Genomic DNA, 26,749 nt, shown 5'->3' with positions numbered 1-26,749 from the left:
GCATGAGAGTCAAGTACCCGTCCACCCCCACCTGCCCTGGTCGCCCGGGTTGCAGAACGATGACCGCCGCATTCCGGACCTGAGTGGCCTGGAGGGGCAGGAGGTGGTCGTCACCGAGAAGCTCGACGGTGAGAACACCAGCCTGTACCGCCATGACCTGCACGCGCGCAGCCTGGATACGCGCCCGCATCCGTCGCGGACGTGGGTGAAGGCCGAGCGGGGCCGTTTCGGGCATGAGATCCCGCCCGGGTGGCGGCTGTGCGGGGAGAACGTGTTCGCGGTGCACAGCCTGCGGTACGAGGCGCTGGCCGGGTACTTCTACCTGTTCAGCGTGTGGGATGACCGGAACGTGTCGCGCCCGTGGGACGAGGTGCGGGAGTGGGCGGCGCGGCTGGGGGTGCCCACCCCGCGGGAACTGTACCGGGGCGTGTGGAACGAGGCGGCCCTGCGGGGACTGACGGTGGACACGGCGCGGATGGAAGGCTTCGTGGTGCGCGTGACCGGCGAGATTGGGTACGCGCAGTTCGGGCGGCGCGTGGCGAAGTGGGTGCGGGCCGGGCACGTGCAGACCGACGAGCACTGGCTGAGCCGCCCGGTGGAACGCAACGGGCTGCGGGACGATCCGGCATGAGGGGGCCAGGTGGGGCCGGGGCCCTCCTCGCGCGGCTGGAGGCCGGGGAGCGGGTGCCGTTCGAGACGATCAGTGCCGGGCTGATGCCGTTCGTGCCGCTGCTGGCGCGGCTGCCGGACACGCGGCAGGACGCGCAGTGGCACGCCGAGGGCAGTGTCGCGGCGCACTCGACGCTGGTCGTTCGCTGGGCGCATGAACTGGCGGACGGGGCGGGCCTGCGGGGTGAGCGGCGGGCGGCGCTGATTCTGGCGGCGGCGCTGCATGACGTGGGGAAGGCCCTGACGACCCGGGACGTGCCGGACGAGGATGGGGTAGTGCGGGTGCGGTCGCCGCAGCATGCGCGGCGCGGGCGGGACGCGCTGTCGTTCCGGCTGCTGGACACCGGGTTTCCGGCGCGGCTGGTGCGGACCGTACTGGCGCTTGTCGCGGCGCATCACAGCCTGCACCGCGCGCTGGACGGGAACCTGGACCGCGGGGTGCCCGCGCTGGCGCGCCGCGCGCCGCTGCCCCTGCTGACGCTGCTGGCCCGCGCGGACGCCCGCGGGCGGGTGGTGCGCGGCGCGGACGCCCGCGTGGGTGAGGACACCGCCGACCTGCTGGAACTGGCCGCGCGGGAACTGGGCGTCTGGGACACCGCCGAACCATTGACCGAGTTCCGCGAGCAGCTGCGCGCCCTGCTGCCCGGCGCGGACGACGACCTGCTGGCCCTGGCGCTGGGGCGCGGCGTGGCCGACTGGGAGGCGGGCGTGATCCACACGCCACACGAGGCCGCGCAGCGCGTCCAGGCGGCCGCCCGGCAGGGCTTCGCGCGCCTGACGATGCTGTGTGGACCGTCCGGCAGCGGCAAGAGCACCCTGGCCGCCCAGCTGAGCGGGGCGCGGGTGATCAGTCTGGACGCCCTGCGCGGGCAGCTGGGGCGCAGTGCACAGGATCAGCGGGTGAACGGGCAGGTCATGCAGGCGGCCCGCGAGTCGCTGCGCGAAGGCCTGCGGCGGCGTGAACACGTCGTGTGGGACGCGACCAGCCTGCGGCGGGATCAGCGGGCGCAGGTGCTCGGGCTGGGGCATGATTACGGGGCGCTGACGCGCCTGTGGGTGGCGTGGACGCCGCCGGGCGTCGCCGCGTCGCGGAACGCCGCGCGGGCGCGCGTGGTGCCGGGCGCGGTCCTGGCCGATCAGCTGCGCATGCTGGAATTCCCGGACCTCGGCGAGGCGCACGAGGTCACGCTGCACTCCCCTGGAGGTGACGGATGGACGCTGGACTCTCCTTTCCCCCTCAGCTGACCGACGCCGTGCAGGAGCACGCGTACCCGCTGGTGTTCGCGACGGTCAGTGGGGCGCACCTGTACGGCTTTCCCAGTGCGGACAGCGACTGGGATCTGCGCGGCGTGCATGTGCTGCCGCTGGCGGAGGTGCTGGGCCTGCGGGAGGGGCCGGGGACGTGGTCGCTGGAGCGGGATGACGGGGTGGTGGAACTGGATCTGGTGACGCATGACGCGCGGAAGTTCGCGGGGCTGCTGCTGAAGCGGAACGGGTACGTGCTGGAGCAGCTGCTGTCGCCGCTGGTGGTGCACTCGTCGGCGGCGCACGCGGCGCTGGTGGCCCTGGCGCCGGGAGTGCTGACGCGGCATCACGCGGGGCATTACCTGGGGTTCACGGTGAACCAGTGGCGGCTGCTGGAGAAGGAGGCCGCCACGCCCGAGGGCCCGCGCGTGAAGCCGCTGCTGTACGCGTTCCGGACGGTGCTGACCGGGCTGCACCTGCTGCGCACCGGTCAGGTGGAGGCGAACCTGGGCGCGCTGAACGCCGGGGCGCGCCTGCCGTTCCTGGAGGACCTGATGGCCCTGAAGCGCTCGGGCCGGGAGGCGGAGGCCCTGCCGGAGCCGCTGGACGTGTACCGCGCCGCACACCGGAAGTTGCTCGCGGAGCTGGAGGCCGCGCCCCTCTCGACGCCCTTGCCGGACGCGGTGCCCGACGCGGCGCAGCGGGCCGTGAGCGACTGGGTGGTTCAGGTGCGCCTGGGGGCGCTGCCGGTCACTGCGCGCTGAAGGGGGTGGTGCGGGTCAGGATCACCTCGCCCTGCCGGTTGTGCACGGTGACGGTCAGGGTGTGCGGGCCGGGGTTCAGGGTGCCCAGCGTGAAGGGGTGCGGGAGGGTCTGCCCGACCGGGACGGGCTGCCCGTCGAGGGTGAGGGTGACGCGGGCTGGGGCGTCCACGGTCTTGATCCAGAGGTTGCCGCTGTGGGGTGCGCCGCTGCTGACGGTGGTGGGCAGCGCGCGTGGGGTGAGGGTGGCGCCCGCGCCGGGCCGCGTGAGGAACGCCGGGTGGGTGAGGAGTTCGCGGAACGCGGCGAGTTTCTCGGGGCTGCCGATCAGGCGGTAGTCGTTGCGGCGTGTGACGGGGCGGGGCTGCACGTAGGGGTTGCCGAGCATGTTCAGGTCCAGCCAGTTGATGTTCTTCACGCGGGGGTACTTCAGCGCGGCGCCCCAGTAGGCTTCGCGGAGTTTCGCGGCGGCGAATGCGGCGTACCCGGTGGCGGGCTGCGCGCCGCTGCGGCTGGAGGACGCGAATTCGCTGATCTGGATGGGGTGCGCGCAGGCGTACCGGCGGTAGATGACGTCCAGCGCGTCCAGCGGGCTGTCGGTCAGGGCGCTGTCGCGGACGTTGCCGTTGCGGAAGGGCGTGGCGTAGACGCTCAGGCCCACCCAGTCCACGGCGTCCGCGCCGGGGTAGTAGCTGCCCACGACGTCCAGGCGGGTGCCCATCGGCATCCAGACCAGCGCGACGTTCGGCGCGTGTCTGCGCATGACGCTGTGCACGAGGCGGAATTTGGCGCGGTACAGCGCGGGGTCGCGGCTCCACTCGTTGGCGGGGTCGTTGAACTCCCCGGCGAACCGCAGGTAGACCGGCACCCCGGAAGCGCGGGCCGCCTTCGCGAAGGGCACGAGGGTCTGCTCCGTGACCTGCCGCAGCGGCATTCCGGGTTCCAGGGCGATGTGCACGGCCATGCCCGCCTGCCGCGCGGCGCGCACCCAGCGGGTCGGGAAGGCCTCACCGCGGCCGGGGGCCCGCAGCGTGAAGTACCGGAAGCTCACGGCCAGCGGGGTACCCAGGCGCGGGTCCACGCGCAGCTGTCCGGTGGAGGTCAGGGCCTGCTCGTCGGCGTAGCGGCCCAGCAGGATGCCGGACGTGGGTTCCAGCCGGGCGGGCCGCGCCACGCAGCCGGGCAGGGGTTCGGGGGTCAGGGGCGCGGGGGTCAGCAGGTACGCCTGCCCTTCCTGGCGGTAGCGGGCGGCGATCAGGTCGGTGGCGCGGGCGGTGTTCAGGTCGCCGCGCGCGCGGGCCAGTCCGGCGGCCTGCGCGTAGGCCTGCACGGCCCCGTCGTAGTCGCGCAGCTGCACGCGGGTGTCGGCCAGGGCGCGCCAGTTCGCGGCGGTGGGGTTCAGGGTGGTCGCCTGCCGGTAGGCGATCTCGGCGGCCCCCCACTGTCCGGCGCGGGCCTGGGCGCGGCCCTGCGCGTACCACTGGTCGGCGCTGCGGGGCGAGGTGGTGGCCGTACTCAGCGAGCCGATCAGGAGGGGCAGCAGGAGAACGGAGCGGCGCATCGCGGGCATGGTACGGGCCGGGGGGAACATGAAGCTGCGGTGAAGCTCGCAAGATCAGCTGACGGTCAGCTTGCAGGCTGGGGTCGCCTCGTCTGCTCTGATACCAACTCCGATTGAACGGCTTGATAAGCCATTCAATCCGAGCGGATGCGAGGAGGAGAGAAACGGGTTCCGGACGTGGAGTGGGCAGATCGGTGGTGTGCCGATCTGTTCACGAAACAAACGGAATCCGTATGAGGTAGCTGTGCGAGGATACGGGGCGTGACCCTGACCGCCGCCCCCGACGTGATCGAGCTGCCCGCGCTGGCGCTGGTGCTGCTCGTGGGCGTGCCCGGCTCGGGCCGGGGGGCGTTCGCGCGGCACTTCACGCCGGGCGAGGTGTTCGACGCGCGGGCCTTCCCGGACGCGGACGCCCTGCGCGCGGCGGTCGCGGCGCGGCTGGCGGCGGGGGAACTGGCGGTCGTGATCGCCCCGACCACGCGGCCCCTGGACCGCGCGCCCTGGTCGGCCCTGGCCCGCGAGCACGACGTGAAGGCGGTCGCCGTGCTGCTCGACGAGGACCGCGCCGTGCTGGAGGCGCGCAGCGGGGGCACCCTGACCCGCGAGGAGCTGATCGCGCAGGTCTCGGAGTTGCGGCGCACGGCGGGTGGCCTGCGCGCCGAGGGGTTCCGGCAGGCGTGGCACCTGCGCGGCGAGCAGATCGGGCGGGTGGGCGTGCGGCGCGTGCCGCTGCGGGTGGACCGCCGGGACCTGAGCGGGCCGTTCGACCTGATCGGGGACGTGCACGGCTGCTTGCTGGAACTGCGCGATCTGCTGACCCGCCTCGGGTACGTCCTGGACGGGGAGTCGGTGACGCCCCCGGCGGGCCGCACGGCGGTGTTCCTGGGCGACCTGACCGACCGGGGACCGGACAGCGCGGGCGTCCTGCGACTGGTGATGGGCATGGTGGCGTCGGGCGCGGCGCTGTGCGTGACCGGCAACCACGACGAGAAGCTCCTGCGGGCCCTGAGCGGCAAGGCGGTGAAACCTCTGCACGGGCTGGACGTGACCCTCGCGGAACTTCAGGAGGCCGGGCCCACGTTCCAGGCGCAGGTGCGTACCTTTCTGGAGGGGCTCCCGGCGCACCTCGTGCTGGACGGGGGGCGGCTGATCGCGGCGCACGGGGGCCTCCCGGCGCACCTGCACGGGCGCGGAAGTGGCCGCGCGCGGAGTTTCGCGCTGTACGGCGACACGACCGGCGAACGGGACGAGCTGGGCCTCCCGGTCCGGCGTGACTGGGCCGCCGGGTACGCGGGCGCGCCTCTGGTCGCGTACGGGCACACGCCGCACGCCGAGCCGCGCTGGGTGGGGAACACCGTGAACCTCGACACCGGCTGCGCGTTCGGTGGGGCGCTGACCGCGCTGCGCTACCCCGAGCGGGAGACGCTCAGCGTTCCGGCCCGCGCGGTGTACGCGCCGCCACCACGTCCGCTGCCGCCGGGACAACCGCAGGAGTAACTTTCGCGGGCCACTGGGCCAGCAACGCGCCCGCGAGGATCAGCACGCCGCCCAGTGCCGCGCCGGGGCCGGGCTGCTCGCGCAGGATGACGGCCGCCAGCGCGACCGTGACCAGGGGTTCCAGGGTGCCCAGCAGGCTGGCGCGCGTGGCCCCCAGGTGCCGGATCGCGCCGTACAGGGCGGGCACCGCGACGATGGTGGGCAGCAGCGCCAGCGCCAGGACCGGCCCCCACTGCGCCGCGCCGACCGGGACGCGCAGCGTGCCCTGCGCGGCGGCCAGCGCGGCGAACACCACCCCGCTGACGAGCGCCATGTGCGCGGTGGCGGCCAGGGCACTCACGCCGCCCAGCAGCCGCTCGCTGGCGACCAGATACCCGGCGTACAGCGCGCCCGCTCCGGCTGCGAAACCCAGGCCCACGGCGTCCCGGTCCGCGGCGGACGGCAGGCCCACCACCAGCGCCAGCCCCGCGCCCGCCAGCGCCACCGCGCCCAGCTGCGTGCGGCGCGGCGCGCGGCCCAGCCCCCAGGACAGCAGAATCACGAACGCCGGGGCGAGGTACAGCAGCAGCGACGTCGCGCCCGCCGACACCCGCTCCAGCGCCCCGAAGTAACAGGTGGTCGCCAGGGTGTACAGCAGGCCCACGCCCAGCATCCGCGCCCGCTGCGCGCCCGTGACCCCGCGCGAGCTGAGGGGCAGGAGCAGCGCCGCCACGATCAGGAACCGCCAGCCCAGCGTCGTGAAGGACGACAGGCCCCCCTGCCCGGCCAGTTTCCCCCAGATGCCCAGCGTCCCGAACGCCGCGGCGGACGTCACGCCCAGCAGCACGCCCCTGCGCACATCCATGCCCCCCGCCGCGCCCGTCATCCGCCCGAGGGTACTGCCTCACCGTTGCCGGGGCACGGGTCGCGCTAGCCTGAGGCACGTGATGCGGCTTCCGTCTGTTTCGCCCTCAACCCGGAACGGCGCCGAGTCGAGGGCTCCACGCCCGGAAGTCGCCCTGCTCCTGCTCGCTCCGCTCGGCCCCGATCAGCGCGGCGCGCCGGTCGGGACGGAGGCTGGATGACCCCACCCGCCGCCCCCCTCTGGAATCCTGGCTGGTGGTCGTAAATCTGCCCATCGGGCCGTGTGATTTCGCCGCGCCACACGGCTGGGCCGCCCCCGCGCCACTGGGCTGCCGGGTGCTCGTGCCGTGGCGCGGCGCGCTGGAGGTCGGACTGGTCGTCGGGAGCGGCGACGGGCGCGGCGGGCACCGCCTGCGGGAGGCCGTGCACGTCCTGGACGACCCCGATTGCCCCTGGGTGACCCCGGCGACCGCATCGGGCGTGCAGGGCTGGGCGGCGGACGCCCGCATTCCCGCCGGGCTGATCTGGGGCGACCTGCTGGGCGTGGGCTGGCAGGCCGAGGTGACGCACATGGTGCGCGCGGTGGAGGGCGCGGACCTGAGCATGTTCGCGCGACGCCCGCCCACCGAACGCTGGACGGACGCGGGGGCTTTCCCGGACGCGCTGCTGGACGCCATCCGCGAGCAGGGCCTGCTGGAGGAACGCTTCACGCCCCGCCCCCGAATGCGCGGCGCGGTCGCCGCCCGCCCCCTGGACGAGGTGCCGCCCGCCAGTCGCACCGCGACGGTCCTGAGCGCCGTGACCCCGGCCCCGGCAGGCCTGACGGCGAAGCAGGCGCAGGCCACCGCGTGGCTGGCCGAGCACGGTCCCTGCAACACACTGAGCGCCTGGGCGAAAGGCGCGGGCGTCAGTAGCGGCGTGGTCACGGCGGCCCTGAACGCGGGCGGCGCGGCGTACACGCTGGTGGATGCCCCCCCACCGCCCGCCTGGACGTGGCTGCACGAGCACGGCCCGGTGGACACGTACGCCGCGTGGGCGAACAGCGCCTCGGCGGACGGGGTGCCGCTGACGCCCACGCAGGCGGGCACGCTGGCCCTGCGCGGCTGGGCCGACACCATCGAGGTGCCCCAGCCCCCACCCACCCTGCCGGAACCCTGGCCGCAACCCGACCCCGCCGGGGCACCCGACCCGCTGCCGGAAGCCCCCGTGTGGCGGCTGCACGGGGGCCGCGCCCGCGCGCGCTTCGCGCTGCTCGCCCCGCGCGTCACGCGGCTCCTCACGCAGGGGCGCGGCGTGCTGGTCCTCGCGCCGGACCACGCCACGCTGCGCCGCGCCTGGGAGGGCCTCTCCGGCCTCGCCGCACATGCGGGCACGCGGGCCGCACAGCTGAACGGCACCCTCAGCGAACCGCAGCGCGCCCACACCTGGCAGCTCATCCGCACCGGCGAGGCCCGGCTCGTCATCGGCAGCGGGCACGCGCTGGCCGCCCCGCTGCACGACCTCGCGCTGATCATCGTGCTGGAGGAAGCCAGCGACGCGCACAAACTCCTGAGCGGCAGCCGCGCGTTCCTGCCGGACCTCGCCACGCGCATCGCCGCCGCGCACGACGCCGCCCTGGCCCTGGTGGGCACCACGCCCGCCGCCGAGAGCGTCCCCCACCCCGGCGCGGTCCTCCCACCCCCACGCGCCCGCGTGCACGTTGTCGACTACGCCAACCCGCCCGAACAGCCCGAACTGGGGCCGCTGTCCAGCGTGCACCTGCGCCTCGGGGACCAGGGCTACCCCCTCAGCCACGACCTCGCCCGCGTGCTGCGGCAGGTGCAGGAACGCGGCCGTCAGGCGGCCCTCCTCGCGCCCCGACGCGGGTACAGCGCCCTGCTGCGCTGCCGCAGCTGCGACCACACCCCGCAGTGCCGCAACTGCGACGTCCCGCTGCGCTTCCACCGCGAGGGGCGGCAGCTCACCTGCCACCAGTGCGGGTACCACCAGCCCATCCCCGAACGCTGCGACCAGTGCGGCGACCCCATGTGGCAGGCGCGCGGCCCCGGCACCGAATGGATCGCTCAGGAAGTCCAGAAACTCCTCCCCGGCTTCCCCGTCTACCGCCTCGACAAGGACCGCCAGGACGACCTCACGCCCCTGATGCGCGGCGAGAGCGGCGTCGTCATCGGCACGCAACTCCTGCTGTCACACGAGCCACCGCCGGACCTCGCCCTGATCGGCGTGACCCTGGCCGACACGTGGCTGAACGTCAGCGACTTCCGCGCCTCCGAGCGCTACCACCGCCTGCTGCGGCAGCTCGCCGAGTGGCACCCCACCCGAGCGCCCATGCTGCTCGTGCAGACCTTCCAGGCGGACCACCCCGCCCTGAAAGTCATGGTGGACGGCCGCGACACCCTCGCGTACCCCGCCGCCGAGGAACGCGCCCGCGCCGCCCTGAACTACCCCCCCCACGCCCGCCTCGCGCAGATCGAGATCAGCGCCCGCGACCAGCACAAAGCCCAGGCCGCCGCGCAGGACCTCGCCGACGCCCTCCACGGCGCAGGAGCCACCGCCCACGAAGTCCTCGGGCCCGCGCCCAGCCCGGTCGCCCGCGTGCGCGGCGTGTACCCCTACCACCTCTTCCTGCGCGCCCGCAACGACACCCGCCTCGGCGAACTCCTCCGCATCCTCGACACCCGCACCTGGAAAGCGAAAATCAGGGTGGACGTCAACCCGAGGGGCGGACTGTAAGGCTCAGCCCGTCACCTCGGGCATGATTTCGCCACCCATCTGGCGTTCCAGGCGGGCGTATGCGCCGCCGCGTCTGCGGAGGGTGTCGGGGTGGCCGTCCTCGACGATCCTGCCGCCCGCGAGGACGATGACGCGGTCGGCGGTGCGGGCGAGGCTGGGGCGGTGCGTGACGATCAGCGCGGTGCGGCCGCGCGTGAGTTCGTCCAGGGCGGCGACGACCTGGGTTTCGCTCTCGGCGTCGACGGCGCTGGTGGGTTCGTCGAGCAGCAGGAGGCTGGGCCGGGCCAGGAGCGTGCGGGCGATGGAGAGCCGCTGGCGTTGCCCGCCACTGAGCCGCACGCCGCGTTCCCCGACGACCGTCTGGAGGCCGTCGGGGAGGGCGTGGGCGAAGGTGTGGGCGTGCGCGGCGCGCAGGGCGGCCTCGACCTCGGTGTCGGTGGCGTCCGGGCGGGCGTAGCGGACGTTGTTCAGCACGGTGTCGTGGAACAGGAAGGTGTCCTGGGCCATGACGGCGGCGTTCTCCCGCAGGCTACGCAGGGTGAGGTGGCGCAGGTCGTGCCCGTCGAGCGTCACGCGCCCGTGTTGCGGGTCGAAGGTGCGGGTGACGAGGGCGAGGAGGGTGCTCTTGCCCGCCCCGCTCTCGCCGAGGAGGGCGACGCGCTGCCCGGCCGGGATGTGCAGCGTGACGTCCCGCAGGATGGGCCGGGCGGGATCGTACCCGAAGGTGACGCCCTCGAAGCGCAGCTCCCCGCGCACGGGTTGCGGCAGGGGCCGCGCACCGGACCGGTCCTGCACGGGGACGGGCGCGTCGAGCACCTCGAACACCCGCCGTCCGCTCGCCTCGGCCCGCTGGAGCAGGTCGCCGATGTTCACGAGGTCGTCAATGGGGCCGTAGAAGTACCGCCCGTACCCGCGGTACGCGAGGAGTCCGCCGAGCGTGAACTGCCCGGCCATGATCAGCCACGCGCCGCCGCCCAGCATGATCACGTTCCCCAGGTTCCCCACGAAGCGCGCGCGGGGAAAGGCGCGGTTGCGGATGGTGACGGCCTTCACGCCCTCGGCGTACAGCTCGTCGCCCAGGGCGCGGATGCGGTCGGCCTCGGCGTCCTCGCGCGCGAAGCCCTGCACGACGCGTATGCCGCTCAGGCGGTCCGTGATCAGCGCGCTCAGGTCCCCCAGGCGGCGCGCGCGCGGCGCGGTACGCGGGCCGCACCGTGCGCGCGTAGCGGCGCAGCATCAGCGCCACGGCGATCATCGGGAGGGTCGTCAGGATGCCCAGCAGCGGTTGCAGCGCGATGAAGATCCCGATCACCCCGATGAGGCGCAGGGCGTTGGCCAGCACGGCGTCCGTGCCGCGCACCAGCACGTCCTGAAGCGCGTCCACGTCCCCAGTCACGCGGGCGATCAGGTCCCCGGTGCGCTGCCCCTCGAAGTACGCCGCCGACTGCCCCTGCAATTTCCGATACAGCGTCAGGCGCAGGTCGCGCGTGAACGCCTGCCCGGCCCGCTCCAGCAGCAGCCCCCGCCACGCGGACAGGCCCTGCTGCACGCCGAACACCGCCACCAGCAGAACCAGCTGCCCCGCGATGAACGTCCAGTCCCGCTCCGGAATGCCGTGATCCACCACGCGAATCCACACGAGCGGTGGGTACAGTTCCGCCGCCACGCTCCCCAGCAGCAGCAGCAACCCCGCGCCCACCGTGCGGCGGTACGGACTGAGCAGCCCGTACAGGCGGCGCAGAACAGCCGGGGAGGGGGCAGGCATACGGGCGAGGCTACGCCACTGGCGCGCCCGCACCTGTGATACGGACTCCGGTTGAACGGTTTGTAAAACCGTCCAACCCGAGCGGAGCGAGCAGGAGAGAAACGGGTTCCGGGCGTGGAGTTGGCAACCCGGTGCACTGCCGGGTTGTCAACGAAACAGACGGAATCCGTGTGAGGAGTCCCGCCTTCCCCGTTCCATTTCCCGCGCCGGTCACCTCGTATGCTGCGCGGCATGACGAGTGCGCGCCCGGATGACCGGATTCCTGTGGTGGTGGTGGGCGGCTTTCTGGGGGCCGGGAAGACGACGCTGGTGAATCACCTGATCCGGTCGCTGCCGCACCGGCTGGGCGTGATCGTGAACGAGTTCGGCGCGCAGGGCGTGGACGGCAGCCTGATCGAGCGACTGCAGGACGACGTGACGGAACTGACGGCCGGGTGCCTGTGCTGCACGGGCCGCGACGACCTGCTGCGGGCGCTGGTGACGATCGCCATGCGCGAGCAGAAACCGGACGCGGTGATCGTGGAACTGTCCGGCGTGGCCGACCCGACGCCGGTCCTGACGACGCTGCTGGAACGCTCGGTGCGCGCGGCGTTCCGCGTGACGACGCTCGTGGCGGTCGTGGACGCCCGGCACGCCCTCCAGACGCTGCGGGAGCATCCGGAGGCGGCGCGGCAGCTGGCGTACGCGAACGTGGTCGTGCTGAACAAGACGGACCTCGCCGACCCGGCCCTGCTGGACCACGCGCAGGGCGTGCTACGGGGCGTGAACCCCCTGGCCGACATCAAGCGGGTCGAGCAGGGGCAGATCGACGCGGAAGCCCTGCTGGCCCGCGACGACTTCGACCCGCGCGTGCTGGACGGCGTGGACACCCGCGCGGCGCACACGCCGGGCCTGAAGTCCTTCACGCTGCGCGCCGACCGCCCCCTGGACCCGTACGCGTGGCAGCGCTTCATGACCGACTACCTGCTGTCCCGCCCGGCCGAGGTGCTGCGCGCCAAGGGGTTCCTCGACCTGTTCGGGTACCCGCAGCGCATCCTGTTCCAGGCGGTGCGGGACCTGTTCACCGCCGACGCCTGGGAGGCAGGTGACGGCACGTCCGAACTCGTGGTGATCGGCCGGGGCCTGGACCGCGCGGAGTTCGAGGCCGCGTGGGCCGCGTGCCTGACGCCCGACCCGCACGACCTCATCCCGGACTGAACCGCGAAGCGGCCCCCTGCGACGAGGGGGCCGCTGTCCTTCCGAAATTACCTGCCCTGCTGGGCGAGTTTCAGGTAGTACGCGCTGCTCTTGTCGGTGGGGTCCAGCGCGACGGCCTGGGTGTACGCGGCGGCCGCGCCGGGGTAGTCCTTGCGTTCGTAGCGGGTGCGGCCCAGCCACGCCCACGCCTTGGCGTATCTGGGGTTCTGGGTGGTGGCGGCCTGGAAGCCTGCCTCGGCGGCGGTCTTGTCCCCGGCGGCGTACTTGGCGTAGGCGGCGCGGTAGGTCCGGACCGCCTGGAGGCCGTACGTCTGCGCTTCCTGCGCCAGGGCGAGGTTGTATCTGTCACTGGCGGTCGCGCCGGGCAGGGCGCCCAGGGCCGTGTACGCGTCCAGCGCGGCCTGGGTGTCGTTCAGGTCCAGGGCGAGGCGTCCGGCTTCGCGCTGCGCGTCGGCGAAGTTGGGGGCGCTGCGGGCGGCTTCCTGGAATCCGGCGAGCGCCTGGGCTTTGCGTCCGGCGTCCAGGTCGCCGTAGGCGCGGCTGAAGGCGCGGGTGGCGGCGGGGCCGTACTGCGCGGCCCTGTCGGTCAGGGCGCGGAAGTACGCCAGGGTCTTGTCGCCGGGGTTCAGGGTCAGCGCCCGGTCGTACAGGGTGCGGGCCTGGGTGTACTGCCCGGCTTCGAGTGCGGTGCGGGCGGCCCAGGTGGCGCAGGGGGCGCTGGCGGGGTCGAAGGTGAGGCAGGTGTCGAAGAACTTCGCGGCCTGATCCGGCTGGTTGCGGGTGTACGCGGCGTACCCGAGGTTGTACTGGACCGTGGCGGCACTCTTCGCTTCGGGAGTGTTCCGCACGGCGCTGGGCGCGGCCTGGAAGTACGCGGTCCAGGTGGTCTCGGCCTGTTTCCAGAAGCCGACCTCGGTGTAGATGGCGGCGCGGAGTTTCAGGTACTCGGGGTTGCCGGGCGCGGCGGCGACGGCAGCCTCGGCGGCGGCGGCAGCCTGTTTCCAGAGGGTCTGGTCGATGTTCGCGCTGCCCCTGGGGTAGGTGGCGCGGGCCTGGTCAGCCAGGGCGCGGGCGTCGGCGGCGAGCGCAGCAGGCGTCTGGGTGGTGGTGGCCTGGGTCGTGTCGGTCTGCGCGGCGGCCAGTTGCAGGGGGACGGTCAGGGCCAGGGTGGCGGTCAGGGTCAGCAGGTTGATTCGCATGAGGGGCTCCTTGAAGGCGGGACGGGGGGGCCGAGGGTCGTCCGGTCATCTGAGCAGCTGAGCCTGACCCGCGTGGGCCGGTTTCTTTAAGGCGCACTTCACGCTCCGCCCACCCGCCGCCCGCCGCGATCTGGATGTCAGGGCAGGGTCGCTTCCGGGGGCGTCTGGTAAAACAGGAGTATTGTGAGCGACCCTGCCTCTCCCCGCGTGTACCCGCTGCGCCTGTACGGTGACCCCGTCCTGCGCCGCAAGGCCAAGCCCCTCCAGGCGACCGACACCCTGACCGTGCCGGGTTTCGATCCGCAGACGGTGCGTCAGGTGGCGGACACCATGCTGGAGACGATGTTCGAGGCGCACGGCGTGGGGCTGGCCGCGCCGCAGATCGGCCTGCCGGTCCGGATGTTCGTGGCGGTCGAGTACGAGGACGACGAGGAGGAGAACGAGGGCCAGGACAGGCCCCTGAAGTCCCGCGTGCTGCGTGATTTCGTGATGCTGAACCCGGTGCTGAAGGTCATCGACAAGAAGAAGGACCGCTCGTACCAGGAGGGGTGCCTGAGCATTCCCGGCATCTACGAGGAGGGCGTGCCGCGCGCCCGCGCCGTGCAGGTCAGCTACACCGATCTGGACGGTGTGGCCCGCGTGGTCGAGGCGGATGATTTCCTGGCGCGGGTGTTCCAGCACGAGGCGGATCACCTGGACGGCGTGCTGTTCCTGGACCGCCTGCCGGCCGAGGTGACCGAGGACTACCGCAAGGAGCTGCTGGCGATCCAGCAGAAGTCCCGCACGTTCCTGAACGATCTGGCCGCGCACGAGCGGCAGCGCAAGGCGGGCCTTTGACCGGCGGCGGGCCGCGCGTGGCGTTCTTCGGGTCGCCCGCGTTCGCGCTGCCGGTGCTGGACGCGATCCGCGAGCGGTTCGAGGTGGTGCTGGTCGTCGCGCAACCGGACAAGCCGGTGGGGCGCGGCCTGAAGCTGACGCCCCCGCCCGTCGCGGCCCGCGCGGCCGAACTGGGCCTGCCCCTCGCGCAGCCCAGGAAACTTCGAGGGAACGCGGCGTTCGAGGCGACGCTGCGCGAGTCCGGCGCGGACGTGGCCGTTACCTGCGCGTACGGGAAGATCCTGCCTCTGAGCGTGCTGAACATTCCCCGCTACGGGTTCCTGAACACGCACACCAGCCTGCTGCCCGCGTACCGGGGCTCCGCGCCGATCCAGTGGGCGCTGATCAACGGCGAGGCGGTGACGGGCACCACCATCATGCAGACCGACGAGGGTATGGACACCGGCCCGGTCCTGCTGCAGGAAGCGCTGCCGGTCGCGCCCGACTGGACCAGCCTCGACCTCGCGGACGCCCTGAGTGCGCAGGCGTCGCGGCTGATCGTGCAGGCGCTGTCCAACCTGGATGGCCTCTCCCCCACCCCGCAGGACGAGGCGCAGGCCACGCACGCGCCCATGCTGGTCAAGGCGGACGGCTTCGTCCGCTGGGGCGACACCGCCGCGCAGATCGTCAACCGCTCCCGGGGTGTGGCCGCGTGGCCGCAGACCACGGCGTTCCTGGGTGGCGCCCGCCTGAAACTCGGCGGCCTGAGCGTCACCACCGGGTCCGGCCAGCCGGGTGAGGTGCTGGGCGTCAGCGAGGGCGGCCTGACCGTCGCCGCGCAGGAGGGTGCCGTGCTGATCCGCACCGTGCAACCCGAGGCGCGCAAGGCGCAGCCCGCGCACACCTGGGCGCACGCGGCGGGGATCAAACCCGGCACCCGCCTTGACATCTGGGAACCGACCCGCGAGTAGGCCCGTACCCGGGGGCATGAGCCTCGCCTTCCCCCTGACGCTGGAATTCAAATTCAGTCTCTTCACCGAACTGCGCGTCACCGACGCGCGCGGCCAGCTCGTCGCGGTCGTCAAGGAGAAGACGTTCAGCGTCCGCGACGAGGTCCGCATCTACCGCGACGAGCAGAAACAGGTGCAGACCCACCGCATGAAAGCCAAGGGCTTCCTCGCAGGCGCACTCGACTGGAAGGCGTCACGCCTGATCGAACGGATGGACGGCACGCCCGTCGGCGCCCTGCAGGCGCAGGGCATGCGGACCCTGTGGGCCGCCGGGTACGACCTGCTCGGCCCGAACGGCGAACCCCGCTTCGCCATCCGCGACGACCACCCCTGGCTGGGCCTGATCGAGGGCGCGCTGGACGCCATTCCCTTCATCGGGGACTTCATCGCCATGGGCTTCGACTACCTCGTGAACCCCACGTACACCGTCACCGACACGGGCGGGCAGGCGGCGTACCGCGTGCACAAGAAACGCAGCTTCATGGCCCGCCGCTTCACCGTCGAGGAACTCCAGCCGCGCGCCGGGCAGGACGACGAACTGGTCCTGATGGGCCTCATCCAGCTGATCCTGCGCGAACGCGAACGCGGCTAAGCATGCGACCCGAAGAACAGCAGACCGCCTCGGCGCTGCTGGCCTTCCTGAGCGCGTACCACCAGACCCTCGGGGCCGACACGGTCGGCACCCGGCGGGTCGGTGTACCCCCGGAAGGCCACCCGCAACCCACATGCCCCCTCATCCGCGCCGCCCGGCACGAAGGCGAGGCGCTGGCCCGCACGCACCTGAGCTGACGCTCAGCGGGGCTGGACGCCCGTGGCGTGCAGGATGGCGTCCACGGTCTCCTCCACCGTCAGTCGGGTGGAGTCGATGACGTGCCAGTCCGTCTTCGGGTGGCGTTCCAGTTCATCGTCCACGAACGCGATGGCCTGTTCCAGCAGCGGGCGGAAACTGTCCCCGTCCGTCCCCCGCGCCGACAGGCGAGCCAGCGCGGCCGCCCGCTGGGGGCGCAGCAGCACGAGGTGCAGGTCCGGGCCGAGCACCCGCGCGTAGTCCGCCTCGGGCTGCACCCCGAACCAGAAGTCGTCCAGCGCCACGGCAAATCCGCCCCGGGTGTACGTGCGGGCCATCAGCGCGGCGGCCTCGTGCGCCAGCGCCAGCTGGGCGAGCAGTTCGTCGCTGAACTCGAAACTCATGTCCACCAGCCCGGACGTCACCATGTGCCGCACGTCATCCACCGGGATGTGCACGCCCCGCGTGAAGCGGCGCGTCAGTGCCCGGGCCACCGTGCTCTTCCCGGCAGCGGGCGCACCCAGGATCAGGAAGGCGTCGCTCATGGGACGAGCCTACCCCTTCCAGGCGGGCACCCCATCCCCGTACTGGGCGTGGGCGTCGCAGCGGGAGCGCAGGATGCACGCGCTGCACTTCGGGTCGTGCCAGGAACACACGCGCTGGCCGTGGCGCAGCAGGTTCACGTGCAGTTCGTACAGGAACGCCGGATCGGGCGGCAGGAGTTTCAGCAGCGCGCGGTGCGCGGCCTGTTCGCCCATCTTCGGGATGGCCCCCACGCGCGTCGTGACGCGGTGCACGTGCGTGTCCACCGGGAAGACCGGGCGGGCGAAGTTGAACAGCAGCACCAGACTGGCGGTCTTGATGCCCACGCCGGGCAGGTCCGTCAGGAACTTCAGGGCGTCCTTGACGGGCAGGTCGCGCAGGAAGTTCAGGTCGTACCCGCCGGGCGAGTCGCGCAGCGCGGCCAGGGTCGCCTGGATACGTGGGGCCCTGCTCTCGGGGTAGTTGCTGCGGCGGATCGCGTGCGCCACGGTCTCCACGGGCGCGGCGATGATGGCGTCCCAGTCGCCCAGCGTCCGCAGTTCCCGGTACGCGGCTTCCTCGTCGGCGTGCGTGGTGCGCTGCGAGAGGATCGTGCTGATCAGCTCGTGCAGAGGCTCCCGGCGGGGTGTCAGGGGCCGCTCGCCGTACTCGGGTCGCAGCGTGTCCTTGATCCACACGAGGAACGCGGCCCGCTCGTCATCCGGGCGGGCCACGTTCAAGGGTGCTTCAGTCATCACGGACTCAGGACTGATCGGGGGTGCTGTCGCCCTCCACCTCGTCCCGGCCTCCCTCGGCGGGTTCGGGTTTCGCGGCCGGGTCGATGTTCGGCTGCTGGCCCTTCGCCTCATCGGGAATGGCGTGGCTCTGGCCCTCGGCGGGGCTGGTGTTGGCGGGGTCGTAACCGGTCTTCTGCTCGCTCATGCCCTCAGCTTGCGCCGCCCCGCCACGCCGCGGGATGCGAGGCGTCTCAGGGGGCCTTCATACGAGAGGAGGCGGACCCGGCTGACCGGCCGCCTCTCGCACACTGATGGGGTCACACGCCCCCTCACCCTTCCGGCGCTTCGCGCCTCCCTCCCTCTCCCTCAGGGGGAGAGGGGAACAAGGAAGACGCTCAGCCTTTCAGCGACGCAACCTGAATCCGAATCACATGGCTTCGAGCATCAGCCGGTCGGGGTTTTCGAGCAGGCGGATGACTTCCTTGCAGAAGCGCGCGGCTTCCGCGCCGTCCACGAGGCGGTGGTCAAAGGACAGGCTGAGGTACATCATGTGCGCCACGACGATGTTGTCGTACTCGTCCACGATGGGCCGCTTCTGGATGGAGTGAATGCCGAGGATGGCGGCGTCGGGCACGTTGATGATCGGGAAGGAGAACAGCGCGCCGATCGAGCCGATGTTCGTGACGCTGAAGGTGCTGCCCGCCAGTTCGTCCGCCTGGAGTTTGCCGCCCTGGGCGCGCACGGCGAGGTCGCTGACTTCACGGGCGAGATCGAAGACGCTCTTGTGGTTCACGTCCTTCAGGACGGGCACGGTCAGGCCCGCGTCGGTGGCGACGGCCATGCCGATGTTGTAGTAGCGCTTCTGGACGATCTCCTGGGTGGCCTCGTCGAAGCTGGTGTTCAGGCTGGGGAACTTGCGCAGCGCGACGGCGACGGCCTTGAAGATGAACGGCAGGTACGAGAGTTTCACGCCCGCCGCGGCGGCGTCTTCCTTGACGCGGGCGCGAAACTCGACGAGTCGGCTGAGGTTCACCTCGTCCACGGTCAGGGTGCGCACCGTGTACAGGTGGCTGGCCTGCATCTGGTTACTGATGGCGCGGCGCATGCCCCGCAGCGGCACGCGGTCCTCGAGGTGCTCGTAGCCCTTGGGCGTGCGGTACTGCACGGGCGCGACGGGCATGCCACCCGCAGCGGGGGCTTTCGCGGGGGCAGCGGCGGGCTGGGCGGTCTGCGCGGGCGCCTGAGCCGGGGCAGCTGTCTGGGTGGCGGCCGCCTGACCCTGGTTGATGCCCTGGTGGGCCAGCACGTCGCTCACGCGGATACGGCCGTTGGGACCGCTGCCGCGCACCTGGGCCAGGTCCAGGTTCAGTTCGCGGGCCAGCTGCCGCGCGGCAGGCACGGCCAGCACCCGGCCGTCCGCGCGGGTCGGCTGGGTAGGTGCGGCGGGAGCGGCGGGCTGACGTGCGCCGAGGCCCTGCACCTGCACCTTCTCGTCGCTGGAGAACGCCTTGAAGAGGCTGGTGGAATCGTCATCTGCCTTGTTCTGGAGGTGTCCGGCCTCGACGATGCTGCCACCGACCTGCTCGCGTTCCTCCTGCGCCTGCGTGCTCAGCGGCGCAGCGGCTGGGGCGGCGGGTGCGGGGGCAGCGGCGGCCCCGCCGGTCTCGTCGATCAGGGCGATGGCGGCGTGCACGGCCACCACGTCCCCCTCACCCGCGAGGCGCTTGCTGAGCACCCCGGCGACCGGGCTGGGGAGTTCCACGGTGACCTTGTCGGTCATGACCTCGCACAGGGGTTGTTCCAGGGCGATGGTGTCGCCCTCCTGCACCAGCCACTTCAGGATTTCGCCCTCGACGACGCTCTCGGCCAGTTCGGGCAGCAGCACTTCTTTCATGGTGGACCTCGTTTTTCGGTGGTCAGGGGTCTTGAGGGCGGTGTTCCCGAAAGCCCCTGACCCGAGCGGAGCGAGAAACCGTGATGCACAGCGGTTTGGGGTGGAGTGGACGGGAGTGCTTTCCTCACGGCCACGGAACGGAGAAGCGCGGTGGGGTGTCGGTTCAGCGCAGCACGGTGGCGCGCAGCAGTCCGTAGATGAGCAGCAGGAGGCCCAGTCCCTGAATCCAGCGTTCCCCGCGGGCGTACACCCAGGCGCTGAGGCCCAGCAGGGCGAACATGCCGCCGATGGCGACGCTCTGCCACGGTTCGGCGAGTTTGCCCGCGAGGGCGTACAGCGTGAAGCCGATCAGCAGGCCCAGGGTGCCCAGCAGGGGGCGCAGCAGGTCAGGTCGCATGGAGACAGCTTAGGGGCCAGGGGACGGGGTCAGTAATTGAGGGCCTGCACGCAGGCGGCCACGATGCGGTTCGCGCCGGGCAGGTACACCTTGTCCTGTACGTACGGGTACGGCGTGTCGAAGCCCGCTACCTGCCCGACGGGCGCGGTGAGGTAATCGAAGGCCTGTTCCTGGATGACGTACGCGACCTCGCCCATGAAGTTGCTGATGCGCGGCGCCTCGCTGACGAGGACGGCCCGGCCGGTCTTCTGGACGCTGGTCAGGACGCGGTCGCGGTCCCAGGGGACCAGGGAGCGCAGGTCGATGACATCGACGCTGACGCCCTCGGCGGCCAGGGCGTCGGCGGCCTTCTCCAGGTCGGGCATCACGCCGCCGTACCCGATGAGCGAGAGGTCGCTGCCCTCGCGGCGGATGGCGGCCTCGCCCAGTTTCACGACATAGTCGTGGTCGGGCACCTCGCCCTTGGCGGCGCGGTAGAGGCGTTTGGGTTCGAAGTAGATGACGGGGTCCTCGCCGCGCAGCGCGGCCTTCAGCAGGCCCTTGGCGTCGTAGGGGGTGCTGGGCATGACGACCTTCAGGCCCGGCGTGTGGGTGTAGTAGCTCTCGGGGCTCTGGCTGTGGTGGTGCCCGCCCTTCACGCCGCCGCCCGAGGGCGTGCGGATGACCATGGGCGCCGTGAACTGCCCGGCTGACCGGTAGCGGATCTTGGCGGCCTGCGAGATGATCTGGTCGAAGCCGGGGCCCATGTAGTCCGCGAACTGGATCTCCGCGATAGGCCGCAGGCCGCGCACGGCCATGCCGACGGCCGCGCCGACGATGCTGGCCTCGCTCAGGGGCGTGTCGAACACGCGGTTCTTGCCGAAGCGTTCCTGGAGTCCGGCGGTGGCCATGAACACGCCGCCGCGCGCGCCGACGTCCTCGCCGAACAGGACCACGCGCTGGTCGCGTTCCATCTCCTCGGCGATGGCCTCGGTGACGGCCTGGATGAGGTTGATGGTGCGGCCGGTCGTCATGGGGGCAGCCTCCGGGCGGGTCTGGGTGGCGGTCACGCGCGGCCTCCGGTCTGCTCGGCACGCAGGAACGCCTCCTGCTGGCGCAGGTGGTCGGGCAGGTCGGCGTACACGTCCTCGAACATGATGCGCCAGTCGGGTTGCCCGGTCGCCTCGGCGGCGAGGACCTGTTCGTCCACCTCGCGGTGCGTCTGCGCGATCATCGCGGCGCGGTCCTCGGCGGTGACGGGGTGGCCCAGGTGCGCCAGGAGGTTCTCCAGGCGGGTGATGGGGTCGCGGGCCAGCCACGCGTCGACTTCCTCGCGGGTGCGGTAGTGCTTCTCGGCGTCCGCGTCCGCGTTGCTGTGCGAGCCCACGCGGTAAGTCAGGCACTCGACCAGGGCCGGGCCCTGGCCGCTGCGGACCTGCTCGGCGGCAAATCCGCAGACTTCCATGACGGCGATGATGTCGTTGCCGTCCACGTAGTAGCCGGGCATGCCATAGGCTTTCGCCTTGATGTGGATGGTCTCGCTGGCGGTCTGCTCGCGGATGCTGGTGCTGATCGCCCACTGGTTGTTCTCGCAGACGAACAGCGCGGGGGCCTGCGCGGCGCCCGCCATGTTCATCCCGGCGTGCCAGTCGCCCTCGCTGGTGGCGCCGTCCCCGAAGGTGCACACCGTGATCTCGTCCACGCCGAGGTACTTCTGGGCCATGGCGTTCCCGGCGGCGGGCGGCACCTGCGACGCGATGGAGGAACTGATGGACACGAAGTTCTGACGCTGCGCGGCGAAGTGATGGGGCATCTGGCGGCCCCGGCAGGAGTCGCTGTTCGTGCCGAGGCACTGGCTGATCAGTTCGGCCATGGGGACGCCCATGGCGAGGCCCAGGGTGTGGTCGCGGTAGTACGGCCAGACCCAGTCGTGCCCGACGCGGATCGAGCGGGCGAGGCCCACCTGGGTGGCTTCCATGCCGCTGGACTGCGCGTAGAAGGTGGTGCGGCCCTGCCGGAGCAGCGTGATGAGTTTGCGGTCGAATTCACGCGCCTGAAGCATCAGGCGGTGCAGGTCGCGCAGCACCTCGGGCGTGTAACGCTCCGGGAGGGGCTGCACCGGCGTCCCGTCTTCCGCGACGAAGCGGATGGGTTCGGGGGTGAAGGGTTGAATCATGGGCTGGGGCCTCCTGACCGGTGCGCCCCACCCGCGCGGCGGGGGAGGGACCGGAAGTTCATCTGTCTAGCAAACGCTCGTTAGGCATTTTAGACGGTTTGCCCATGAGGCGCGAATCCTGCCCCGCAAGGCGAACCGGTTCCAGCCCCGCCGATTCCATCGGAAAGCCCCCTGACGTCCAGGCCAGCCGGACGCCAGAGGGCTCACTGATCTCCCCGTCAGTGTGCGAAGAAGACCAGATCCTCCGGCACGTGCGGCGGCACCGCCCTCCCCTTCCCTGCCGGGCTCAGGCCCCCGACCAGGGCACGCGCCTCGCGCAGATACTCGGCGTACGGGACCGGCCCGGACCCCGTCAGGGGCCGCGCGTCCCCGAACAGATCCAGCGGCGCGGCGTCCGCCGGGTGGGTCCACGCGCCGGACTCCCAGTCGAAGTCGTACAGCGGCAGGAAGCGCTCGCCGTGTTCCGCGACGAACTCGATGGCGTCCAGCAGGAACGCCACCTCCTCGTCCGTCGCCCATGGGGCGAGGTTCAGTCGCGTCCAGCCGGGCTTCACGCTGTCCACGTGATTGAGCGCGCACTGCAGGTACCGCTCGCTGGTCTGGTCATCCACGTTCAGCAGCACGTGCCCGTAGGGTCCGGCGCAGGCGCAGCCGCCGCGCGCCTGGATGCCGAACAGATCGTTCAGGAGCCGCACGACCAGCCGGGGGTGCAGCTGCCGCCCGCCCGGCGTGAAGGTCAGGAAGGACAGGAACGCCAGCCGGGCGCCTCCAGATTTCCCAGCAGTCGGATGCCGGGGTTGGCGCGCAGGCGGGTCAGGGCGCGGGCGAACAGCTCGTGCTCGCGGTCGGTGATCTGCCGGGCGCCCAGCTCCTCCTTGACGCGGAAGGCCAGCGCCGTGCGGATCTTCCCGAGGATCGCGGGCGTCCCGGCGTCCTCGCGGGCCTCAATGTCCTCCACGTACACCTGCCGCTCGCGGTTCACGAAACGGACCGTGCCACCCCCCGGCGTGCTGGGCACCGCCAGCCGGTACAGGTCCTCCCGGAAGCACAGCAGGCCCGGCGTGCCCGGGCCACCCACGAACTTGTGCGGGCTGAGGAACACCGCGTCATACCCGTCGGGACGGCCCGGTTTCATGTCGATGGTCACGTACGGGCCGCTGGCGGCGAAGTCGAAGAACGCGTACGCGCCGTGCGCGTGCAGGATGCGCGCCACCGAGCGGGTGTCGGTCAGCAGGCCGGTCACGTTGCTCGCGGCGCTGAACGACCCGATCTTGGGCCGCCCCGCGTAGCGCGGGTCCTTCAGCGCCCCGACCAGGGCGTCCAGATCGAGGTTCCCGCGTTCGCACAGCGGGATCTCCACGACCTCGGCCAGCGTCTCGCGCCAGCTGATCTCGTTGCTGTGGTGCTCGTACGGGCCGACGAACACGACCGGCCTCTCCCCCACCGGCATCCCGGCCAGGATCGCGGCGCGGTGGGGCGCGCCCACCGTCAGGCCCAGGATGTCCTGCATGCGCCGTACGGCCGCCGTGCTGCCGGACCCGCAGAACACCAGCTTGCAGGTGGCGTCGCCGCCCAGCTGCGCCTTGACGTACTCGGCGGCCTGATGGGTCAGGTGCGTGGAGTGCGCGCCGGTCGCGCTGTCCTCGGTGTGGGTGTTCGCGTACAGCGGCAGCGCCAGGGTCGCGACGCGCTCCTCGACGCTGCGCAGCGCGCGGCCCGACGCGACGTAATCGGCGTACGTGACGCGCCGCTCCCCGAAGGGCGTGCGGATCACGGTGTCGGTCCCGATCAGGTCGGCGCGCAGCTGCTCGAAGTTCATACCCCCCATGGTAGGCGGGCGGTCAGCGCGGCTCAACGGCCCTGATCGGCTGGGCCGGTCACCCCCATCAGGCGGCACACCACACCGCACGGGATCACCGTTTCCCATGTGCCGGACAGGTACACTGGTGGGCTGATGAGCGGCTGGAATGTCTTGGTCATAGGTGGTGGGCACGCGGGACTGGAAGCGGCGTGGGCCGCCGCGAAGTTCTCCCGCGTGGCCCTGCTGATCGGGAACCCCGCCACCGTGGGCCGCATGCCCTGCAACCCCGCGGTGGGCGGCCCCGGCAAGAGCCAGCTGGTGTTCGAGTTGCAGGCGCTGGGCGGCCTGATGGGCCGACTGGCCGACGAGACTGCCATCCACACCCGCACCCTGAATGCCAGCAAGGGCCCCGCCGTGCAGTCCCTGCGCGTGCAGAACGAACGCGACGCGTACGCCGAGCGCGCCCAGGACGTGATCTTCGGGCATCCGAACATCGACATCCTGCGCGGCGAGGCCGCCGATCTGGAAAGCGACGGTCGGGGTGGCTGGCTGGTCGTCACGACCGACGGTCGGCGGCTGGCGGCCCGCAGCGTCGTGGTCGCGGCGGGGACGTTCATGCGCGGCGTGACGTGGTACGGGCGGCAGTCCCGCGCCGAGGGCCGCCAGGGCGAACCGCCCGCGCGCTTCCTGTCCGCGCCGCTGGCCCGCGCCGGGCACGTCCTGAAACGCTACAAGACCGGCACGCCGCCGCGCGTGCGGGCCGACGCGGTGAACTTCGCCGAACTGCTGGAGATTCCCGCCGATCCCAACCCGCGCGGCTTCACCGGCACGCCCGGTCCGCGCGCCGCCGAGTCCCCCACCTGGCAGACGCACACGACCGCTGAGACGCACCGCCTGATCAACGAGAACCTGCACGAGTCGCCGATGTACTCCGGGGACATCGAGGGTCTGGGGCCGCGCTACTGCCCCAGCATCGAGGACAAGGTCGTACGCTTCGCGCATCACGACCGACACCTGCTGTTCGTGGAGCCGGACGGTGTGCAGACCAGCGAGGTGTACCTGCAGGGCTTCAGCTCGTCGCTGCCGCCGCACCTGCAGGACGCGCTGGTGCGGTCGCTGCCGGGCTTCGAGCAGGCGGTCATCCAGCGGTACGCGTACGCGGTGGAGTACGACGTGGTGGACTCGCTGGAACTGTCCCTGAACCTCGAATCGAAGCTGATGCCGGGCGTGTTCACCGCCGGGCAGATCAACGGCACGAGCGGCTACGAGGAGGCGGCCGCGCAGGGCCTGATCGCCGGGACGGCCGCGGCCCGCCGGGCACTGGGTGAGCAGGAGCAGGTCATCGGACGGGAAACCGGGTACATCGGCGTGCTGCTGGACGAGCTGGTGTTCAAGGGCAGCAACGAGCCGTACCGCATGATGACCAGCCGTGTGGAGCACCGTCTGCTGGTGCGTCAGGACAACGCCGACGAGCGCATGACGCCCATCGGGCACGCGCTGGGGCTGGTGGACGACGCGGAACTGGCGCGGGTGCAGGCGAAGTACGCGCGGGTGGGCGCGGGCATCGCGGCACTGGAGGACCAGCGGGCGCAGGGGCAGACCGGGGACGCGTGGCTGCGCCGCCCGGAGTTCAGCCTGCCGGACGTGGAGGCGCTGGGCGTGACCCTGCCTGAACTGTCCCCGGCTGAGCGTGAGGCGGTGGAGATCCGCGTGAAGTACGCCGGGTACATCCGCCGGGCCGAGGTGCAGCTGCGCGCCGAGGACCGCTCGCGCGGCCTGAGCCTGGAGGGCATCGATTTCGGTGGGATCGCCGCGCTGTCGAATGAGGCGCGCGAGAAACTGGGCCGCGCGCAGCCGCGCACCGTGGAACAGGCCAGCCGGATTTCTGGCGTGCGACACGCGGATATCAGCGCGTTGCTGGTTCACCTGAAACAGCGCGGCGGGGACGTTTCACGGGAAACCTGACGGTGAAACAAGATAGATCGGAGGGCAATCTTCCCTCCGATCTTTTCGTCGCTTGACCCCGCCTGCGTTTCACGGGAAACTTGACGGTGAAACAACGGGGGTTCGATGACCGGAGCAATCAACACCATGGACGCCACCTTCGAGCAAGGCCTGCTGCTGGGCATCCTGATCGGCGAGGGCCACTTCGGCGGGGACGGCAAGCAGGCGCAGATCACGCTGCGGATGCACACCCGCCACCAGAAACTCTTCGAGACGCTGCTGCGCCTGTGCCCCGGCTCGAAACTGTACGGGCCGTACAACCACGGCGGCAGGCGCTATTTTCAGTGGATGGCGCGCGGCGAGGTGCTGCGCGAGACGCTGCTGCCCCTGCTGGACCGGCTGCCGCTGGAGGACATCGATGAACACGTCTACGAGAGGTATCAGGATATGAAAGTCAGGTACGGCCTGTGACCCCCGAAGGTCAGGCGCTGCTGCGTCAGGGCGCGGCGGAACTCGGGCTGAACGTCGAGGGGCAACTCCCGCAGTTCGAGCAGTTGCTGGAGCTGCTGGTCGAGGCGAACAACCGCGTGAACCTCACAGCGTTGAAGACGGAATCGGACATCGTCCTGAAGCACTTCGTGGATTCCCTGAGCTGCCTGCGCGGCGGACACCTGGACGGTGTGGGCCTGCGGGTGCTGGACATCGGGACCGGGGCGGGCTTCCCGACGCTGCCGCTGGCAATCGTGCGCCCGGAGGTAGCCTTCACGCCGCTCGACTCGATCCGCAAGAAGATCGACTTCGTCCGCTCGGCCGCCGAGGCACTGCACCTGACGGGCGTCACGCCACTGGTGGGCCGCGCCGAGACGCTGGGCCGCGACCCGGAACACCGCGAGGGGTACGACCGGGTGGTCTGCCGCGCCGTGGCGGCCCTGCCGATCCTGGCCGAACTGGGCCTGCCGCTGCTGAAGCCCGGCGGGCTGCTCGTGGCGCAGAAGGGCCCGATCGGCGAGGAGGAACTGCACGCAGGTCGCTGCGCGGCGGGCGAGGTCGGGGGCCGCGTGACCGAGGTGGACGCCTTCACCCTCCCGGTGCTGGGCGACGCGCGGACGCTGGTCGTGATCGAGAAGGTCGGACCCACCCCGAAGAAGTACCCCAGACGCGAGGGCGTACCGAACGCGCAGCCGCTATTCTGGACGGCACGGTGAACGGCATGCGA

The 26,749-nt window shown here is 71.7% G+C and carries 26 protein-coding genes and 1 pseudogene; 13 read left to right on the top strand and 14 right to left on the bottom strand.

What is annotated here, in order from left to right; genetic code table 11:
• Positions 1–49: 49 nt before the first annotated feature.
• Genes EXW95_RS11455 through EXW95_RS11445 form a run of 3 tightly spaced genes read left to right on the top strand, consistent with a single transcriptional unit; the run spans position 50 to position 2,678 of the window.
• Entirely contained in the window at positions 50–631 is a 582-nt protein-coding gene (locus tag EXW95_RS11455; RefSeq protein ID WP_254605597.1) for an RNA ligase family protein, read from the top strand.
• Complete coding sequence (locus EXW95_RS11450) at positions 628–1,914, top strand: AAA family ATPase (protein ID WP_174367558.1); 1,287 nt, start codon at positions 628–630, stop codon at positions 1,912–1,914. Before EXW95_RS11455 ends, EXW95_RS11450 begins: the two co-directional genes overlap by 4 nt.
• A complete protein-coding gene (locus EXW95_RS11445) occupies positions 1,881–2,678 on the top strand; it encodes a DNA polymerase beta superfamily protein (protein ID WP_174367557.1) in 798 nt (265 codons plus the stop codon). The genes EXW95_RS11450 and EXW95_RS11445 overlap by 34 nt, the downstream gene beginning before the upstream one ends.
• On the opposite strand, the gene EXW95_RS11440 is transcribed toward EXW95_RS11445, so the two are convergent.
• Positions 2,665–4,236 (bottom strand): hypothetical protein, encoded by a 1,572-nt coding sequence (locus EXW95_RS11440; protein ID WP_174367556.1) that lies wholly within the window; start codon positions 4,234–4,236, stop codon positions 2,665–2,667. The genes EXW95_RS11445 and EXW95_RS11440 overlap by 14 nt on opposite strands.
• Positions 4,237–4,497: 261 nt before the next feature.
• Between EXW95_RS11440 and EXW95_RS11435 the strand changes: the two genes are divergently transcribed.
• A complete protein-coding gene (locus tag EXW95_RS11435) occupies positions 4,498–5,733 on the top strand; it encodes a metallophosphoesterase (RefSeq protein ID WP_371810030.1) in 1,236 nt (411 codons plus the stop codon).
• Here the strand turns inward: EXW95_RS11435 and EXW95_RS11430 are convergent.
• A complete protein-coding gene (locus tag EXW95_RS11430) occupies positions 5,663–6,598 on the bottom strand; it encodes a DMT family transporter (RefSeq protein ID WP_174367555.1) in 936 nt (311 codons plus the stop codon). The genes EXW95_RS11435 and EXW95_RS11430 overlap by 71 nt on opposite strands.
• A gap of 233 nt (positions 6,599–6,831) precedes the next feature.
• Between EXW95_RS11430 and priA the strand changes: the two genes are divergently transcribed.
• Positions 6,832–9,309 (top strand): primosomal protein N', encoded by a 2,478-nt coding sequence (gene priA, locus EXW95_RS11425; RefSeq protein ID WP_371810029.1) that lies wholly within the window; start codon positions 6,832–6,834, stop codon positions 9,307–9,309.
• A gap of 3 nt (positions 9,310–9,312) precedes the next feature.
• On the opposite strand, the gene EXW95_RS20665 is transcribed toward priA, so the two are convergent.
• Both EXW95_RS20665 and EXW95_RS20660 read right to left on the bottom strand, forming a co-directional pair.
• Complete coding sequence (locus EXW95_RS20665; protein WP_371810028.1) at positions 9,313–10,437, bottom strand: ABC transporter ATP-binding protein; 1,125 nt, start codon at positions 10,435–10,437, stop codon at positions 9,313–9,315.
• A 130-nt stretch (positions 10,438–10,567) separates the two neighbouring features.
• Positions 10,568–11,074, bottom strand: a pseudogene (locus EXW95_RS20660) (ABC transporter transmembrane domain-containing protein); the annotation flags it as partial.
• Positions 11,075–11,305: 231 nt separating this feature from the next.
• Between EXW95_RS20660 and EXW95_RS11415 the strand changes: the two are divergent.
• Positions 11,306–12,271 (top strand): GTP-binding protein, encoded by a 966-nt coding sequence (locus EXW95_RS11415; protein WP_174367554.1) that lies wholly within the window; start codon positions 11,306–11,308, stop codon positions 12,269–12,271.
• Positions 12,272–12,318: 47 nt separating this feature from the next.
• On the opposite strand, the gene EXW95_RS11410 is transcribed toward EXW95_RS11415, so the two are convergent.
• The gene (locus EXW95_RS11410) at positions 12,319–13,470 is read right to left on the bottom strand and encodes a lipopolysaccharide assembly protein LapB (protein ID WP_174367553.1); all 1,152 of its coding nucleotides are present in this window, start codon (positions 13,468–13,470) and stop codon (positions 12,319–12,321) included.
• Between the two features lie 183 nt (positions 13,471–13,653).
• Between EXW95_RS11410 and def the strand changes: the two genes are divergently transcribed.
• From def to EXW95_RS11390, 4 genes are read left to right on the top strand one after another with little or no spacing between them, the layout of a single operon-like run.
• A complete protein-coding gene (gene def / locus EXW95_RS11405) occupies positions 13,654–14,307 on the top strand; it encodes a peptide deformylase (protein ID WP_174367552.1) in 654 nt (217 codons plus the stop codon).
• Positions 14,304–15,257: a methionyl-tRNA formyltransferase gene (gene fmt / locus EXW95_RS11400; RefSeq protein ID WP_174367551.1), complete on the top strand. Its 954-nt coding sequence runs from the start codon at positions 14,304–14,306 to the stop codon at positions 15,255–15,257. Before def ends, fmt begins: the two co-directional genes overlap by 4 nt.
• Before the next feature lie 16 nt (positions 15,258–15,273).
• Positions 15,274–15,888: a hypothetical protein gene (locus EXW95_RS11395; protein WP_174367550.1), complete on the top strand. Its 615-nt coding sequence runs from the start codon at positions 15,274–15,276 to the stop codon at positions 15,886–15,888.
• A 2-nt stretch (positions 15,889–15,890) separates the two neighbouring features.
• A complete protein-coding gene (locus EXW95_RS11390; protein WP_174367549.1) occupies positions 15,891–16,085 on the top strand; it encodes a hypothetical protein in 195 nt (64 codons plus the stop codon).
• 3 nt (positions 16,086–16,088) lie between these two features.
• On the opposite strand, the gene EXW95_RS11385 is transcribed toward EXW95_RS11390, so the two are convergent.
• From EXW95_RS11385 to EXW95_RS11350, 9 genes are all read right to left on the bottom strand, one after another.
• A complete protein-coding gene (locus EXW95_RS11385) occupies positions 16,089–16,628 on the bottom strand; it encodes an AAA family ATPase (protein ID WP_174367548.1) in 540 nt (179 codons plus the stop codon).
• A gap of 9 nt (positions 16,629–16,637) precedes the next feature.
• Positions 16,638–17,360, bottom strand: a complete 723-nt coding sequence (gene nth / locus EXW95_RS11380; RefSeq protein ID WP_174367547.1) for an endonuclease III — start codon at positions 17,358–17,360, stop codon at positions 16,638–16,640.
• A gap of 7 nt (positions 17,361–17,367) precedes the next feature.
• A complete protein-coding gene (locus EXW95_RS11375; RefSeq protein WP_174367546.1) occupies positions 17,368–17,547 on the bottom strand; it encodes a hypothetical protein in 180 nt (59 codons plus the stop codon).
• A 222-nt stretch (positions 17,548–17,769) separates the two neighbouring features.
• Positions 17,770–19,236, bottom strand: a complete 1,467-nt coding sequence (locus EXW95_RS11370; RefSeq protein WP_174367545.1) for a dihydrolipoamide acetyltransferase family protein — start codon at positions 19,234–19,236, stop codon at positions 17,770–17,772.
• 163 nt (positions 19,237–19,399) lie between these two features.
• Complete coding sequence (locus tag EXW95_RS11365; RefSeq protein ID WP_058974346.1) at positions 19,400–19,633, bottom strand: hypothetical protein; 234 nt, start codon at positions 19,631–19,633, stop codon at positions 19,400–19,402.
• Between the two features lie 29 nt (positions 19,634–19,662).
• Entirely contained in the window at positions 19,663–20,682 is a 1,020-nt protein-coding gene (locus EXW95_RS11360) for an alpha-ketoacid dehydrogenase subunit beta (protein WP_174367544.1), read from the bottom strand.
• A complete protein-coding gene (locus EXW95_RS11355) occupies positions 20,679–21,788 on the bottom strand; it encodes a thiamine pyrophosphate-dependent dehydrogenase E1 component subunit alpha (protein WP_174367543.1) in 1,110 nt (369 codons plus the stop codon). Before EXW95_RS11355 ends, EXW95_RS11360 begins: the two co-directional genes overlap by 4 nt.
• 218 nt (positions 21,789–22,006) lie before the next feature.
• Positions 22,007–22,483 carry a hypothetical protein gene (locus tag EXW95_RS20655; RefSeq protein ID WP_254605595.1) on the bottom strand — a complete coding sequence of 159 codons (477 nt, stop codon included), beginning with the start codon at positions 22,481–22,483 and terminating at the stop codon, positions 22,007–22,009.
• Positions 22,484–22,524: 41 nt separating this feature from the next.
• A complete protein-coding gene (locus tag EXW95_RS11350; RefSeq protein ID WP_254605594.1) occupies positions 22,525–23,607 on the bottom strand; it encodes an aminotransferase class V-fold PLP-dependent enzyme in 1,083 nt (360 codons plus the stop codon).
• 135 nt (positions 23,608–23,742) lie between these two features.
• Between EXW95_RS11350 and mnmG the strand changes: the two genes are divergently transcribed.
• The 3 genes from mnmG (at position 23,743) to rsmG (ending at position 26,738) form a co-directional block, all read left to right on the top strand.
• Positions 23,743–25,554 (top strand): tRNA uridine-5-carboxymethylaminomethyl(34) synthesis enzyme MnmG, encoded by a 1,812-nt coding sequence (mnmG, locus tag EXW95_RS11345; RefSeq protein WP_174367542.1) that lies wholly within the window; start codon positions 23,743–23,745, stop codon positions 25,552–25,554.
• A 105-nt stretch (positions 25,555–25,659) separates the two neighbouring features.
• On the top strand, positions 25,660–26,004 hold the full coding sequence (locus tag EXW95_RS11340) for a hypothetical protein (RefSeq protein WP_254605593.1): 345 nt from the start codon (positions 25,660–25,662) through the stop codon (positions 26,002–26,004).
• The gene (rsmG, locus tag EXW95_RS11335) at positions 26,001–26,738 is read left to right on the top strand and encodes a 16S rRNA (guanine(527)-N(7))-methyltransferase RsmG (protein WP_174367541.1); all 738 of its coding nucleotides are present in this window, start codon (positions 26,001–26,003) and stop codon (positions 26,736–26,738) included. Before EXW95_RS11340 ends, rsmG begins: the two co-directional genes overlap by 4 nt.
• The last annotated feature ends 11 nt before the right edge of the window (positions 26,739–26,749 follow it).

Source organism: Deinococcus sp. JMULE3 (assembly GCF_013337115.1).
Lineage (GTDB): Bacteria > Deinococcota > Deinococci > Deinococcales > Deinococcaceae > Deinococcus.
This window is presented reverse-complemented; position numbering and strand designations above follow the sequence as displayed.

Bases quoted from the DNA above. Each gene is read 5' to 3' on its own strand.
- EXW95_RS11450 (WP_174367558.1), top strand. From the start codon at position 628: ATGAGGGGGCCAGGTGGGGCCGGGGCCCTCCTCGCGCGGCTGGAGGCC.
- EXW95_RS11445 (WP_174367557.1), top strand. From the start codon at position 1,881: ATGGACGCTGGACTCTCCTTTCCCCCTCAGCTGACCGACGCCGTGCAG.
- EXW95_RS11440 (WP_174367556.1), bottom strand. From the start codon at position 4,236: ATGCGCCGCTCCGTTCTCCTGCTGCCCCTCCTGATCGGCTCGCTGAGT.
- EXW95_RS11430 (WP_174367555.1), bottom strand. From the start codon at position 6,598: ATGACGGGCGCGGCGGGGGGCATGGATGTGCGCAGGGGCGTGCTGCTG.
- EXW95_RS11415 (WP_174367554.1), top strand. From the start codon at position 11,306: ATGACGAGTGCGCGCCCGGATGACCGGATTCCTGTGGTGGTGGTGGGC.
- EXW95_RS11410 (WP_174367553.1), bottom strand. From the start codon at position 13,470: ATGCGAATCAACCTGCTGACCCTGACCGCCACCCTGGCCCTGACCGTC.
- EXW95_RS11395 (WP_174367550.1), top strand. From the start codon at position 15,274: ATGAGCCTCGCCTTCCCCCTGACGCTGGAATTCAAATTCAGTCTCTTC.
- EXW95_RS11390 (WP_174367549.1), top strand. From the start codon at position 15,891: ATGCGACCCGAAGAACAGCAGACCGCCTCGGCGCTGCTGGCCTTCCTG.
- EXW95_RS11385 (WP_174367548.1), bottom strand. From the start codon at position 16,628: ATGAGCGACGCCTTCCTGATCCTGGGTGCGCCCGCTGCCGGGAAGAGC.
- nth (WP_174367547.1), bottom strand. From the start codon at position 17,360: ATGACTGAAGCACCCTTGAACGTGGCCCGCCCGGATGACGAGCGGGCC.
- EXW95_RS11375 (WP_174367546.1), bottom strand. From the start codon at position 17,547: ATGAGCGAGCAGAAGACCGGTTACGACCCCGCCAACACCAGCCCCGCC.
- EXW95_RS11370 (WP_174367545.1), bottom strand. From the start codon at position 19,236: ATGAAAGAAGTGCTGCTGCCCGAACTGGCCGAGAGCGTCGTCGAGGGC.
- EXW95_RS11365 (WP_058974346.1), bottom strand. From the start codon at position 19,633: ATGCGACCTGACCTGCTGCGCCCCCTGCTGGGCACCCTGGGCCTGCTG.
- EXW95_RS11355 (WP_174367543.1), bottom strand. From the start codon at position 21,788: ATGATTCAACCCTTCACCCCCGAACCCATCCGCTTCGTCGCGGAAGAC.
- EXW95_RS11350 (WP_254605594.1), bottom strand. From the start codon at position 23,607: ATGAACTTCGAGCAGCTGCGCGCCGACCTGATCGGGACCGACACCGTG.
- mnmG (WP_174367542.1), top strand. From the start codon at position 23,743: ATGAGCGGCTGGAATGTCTTGGTCATAGGTGGTGGGCACGCGGGACTG.
- EXW95_RS11340 (WP_254605593.1), top strand. From the start codon at position 25,660: ATGACCGGAGCAATCAACACCATGGACGCCACCTTCGAGCAAGGCCTG.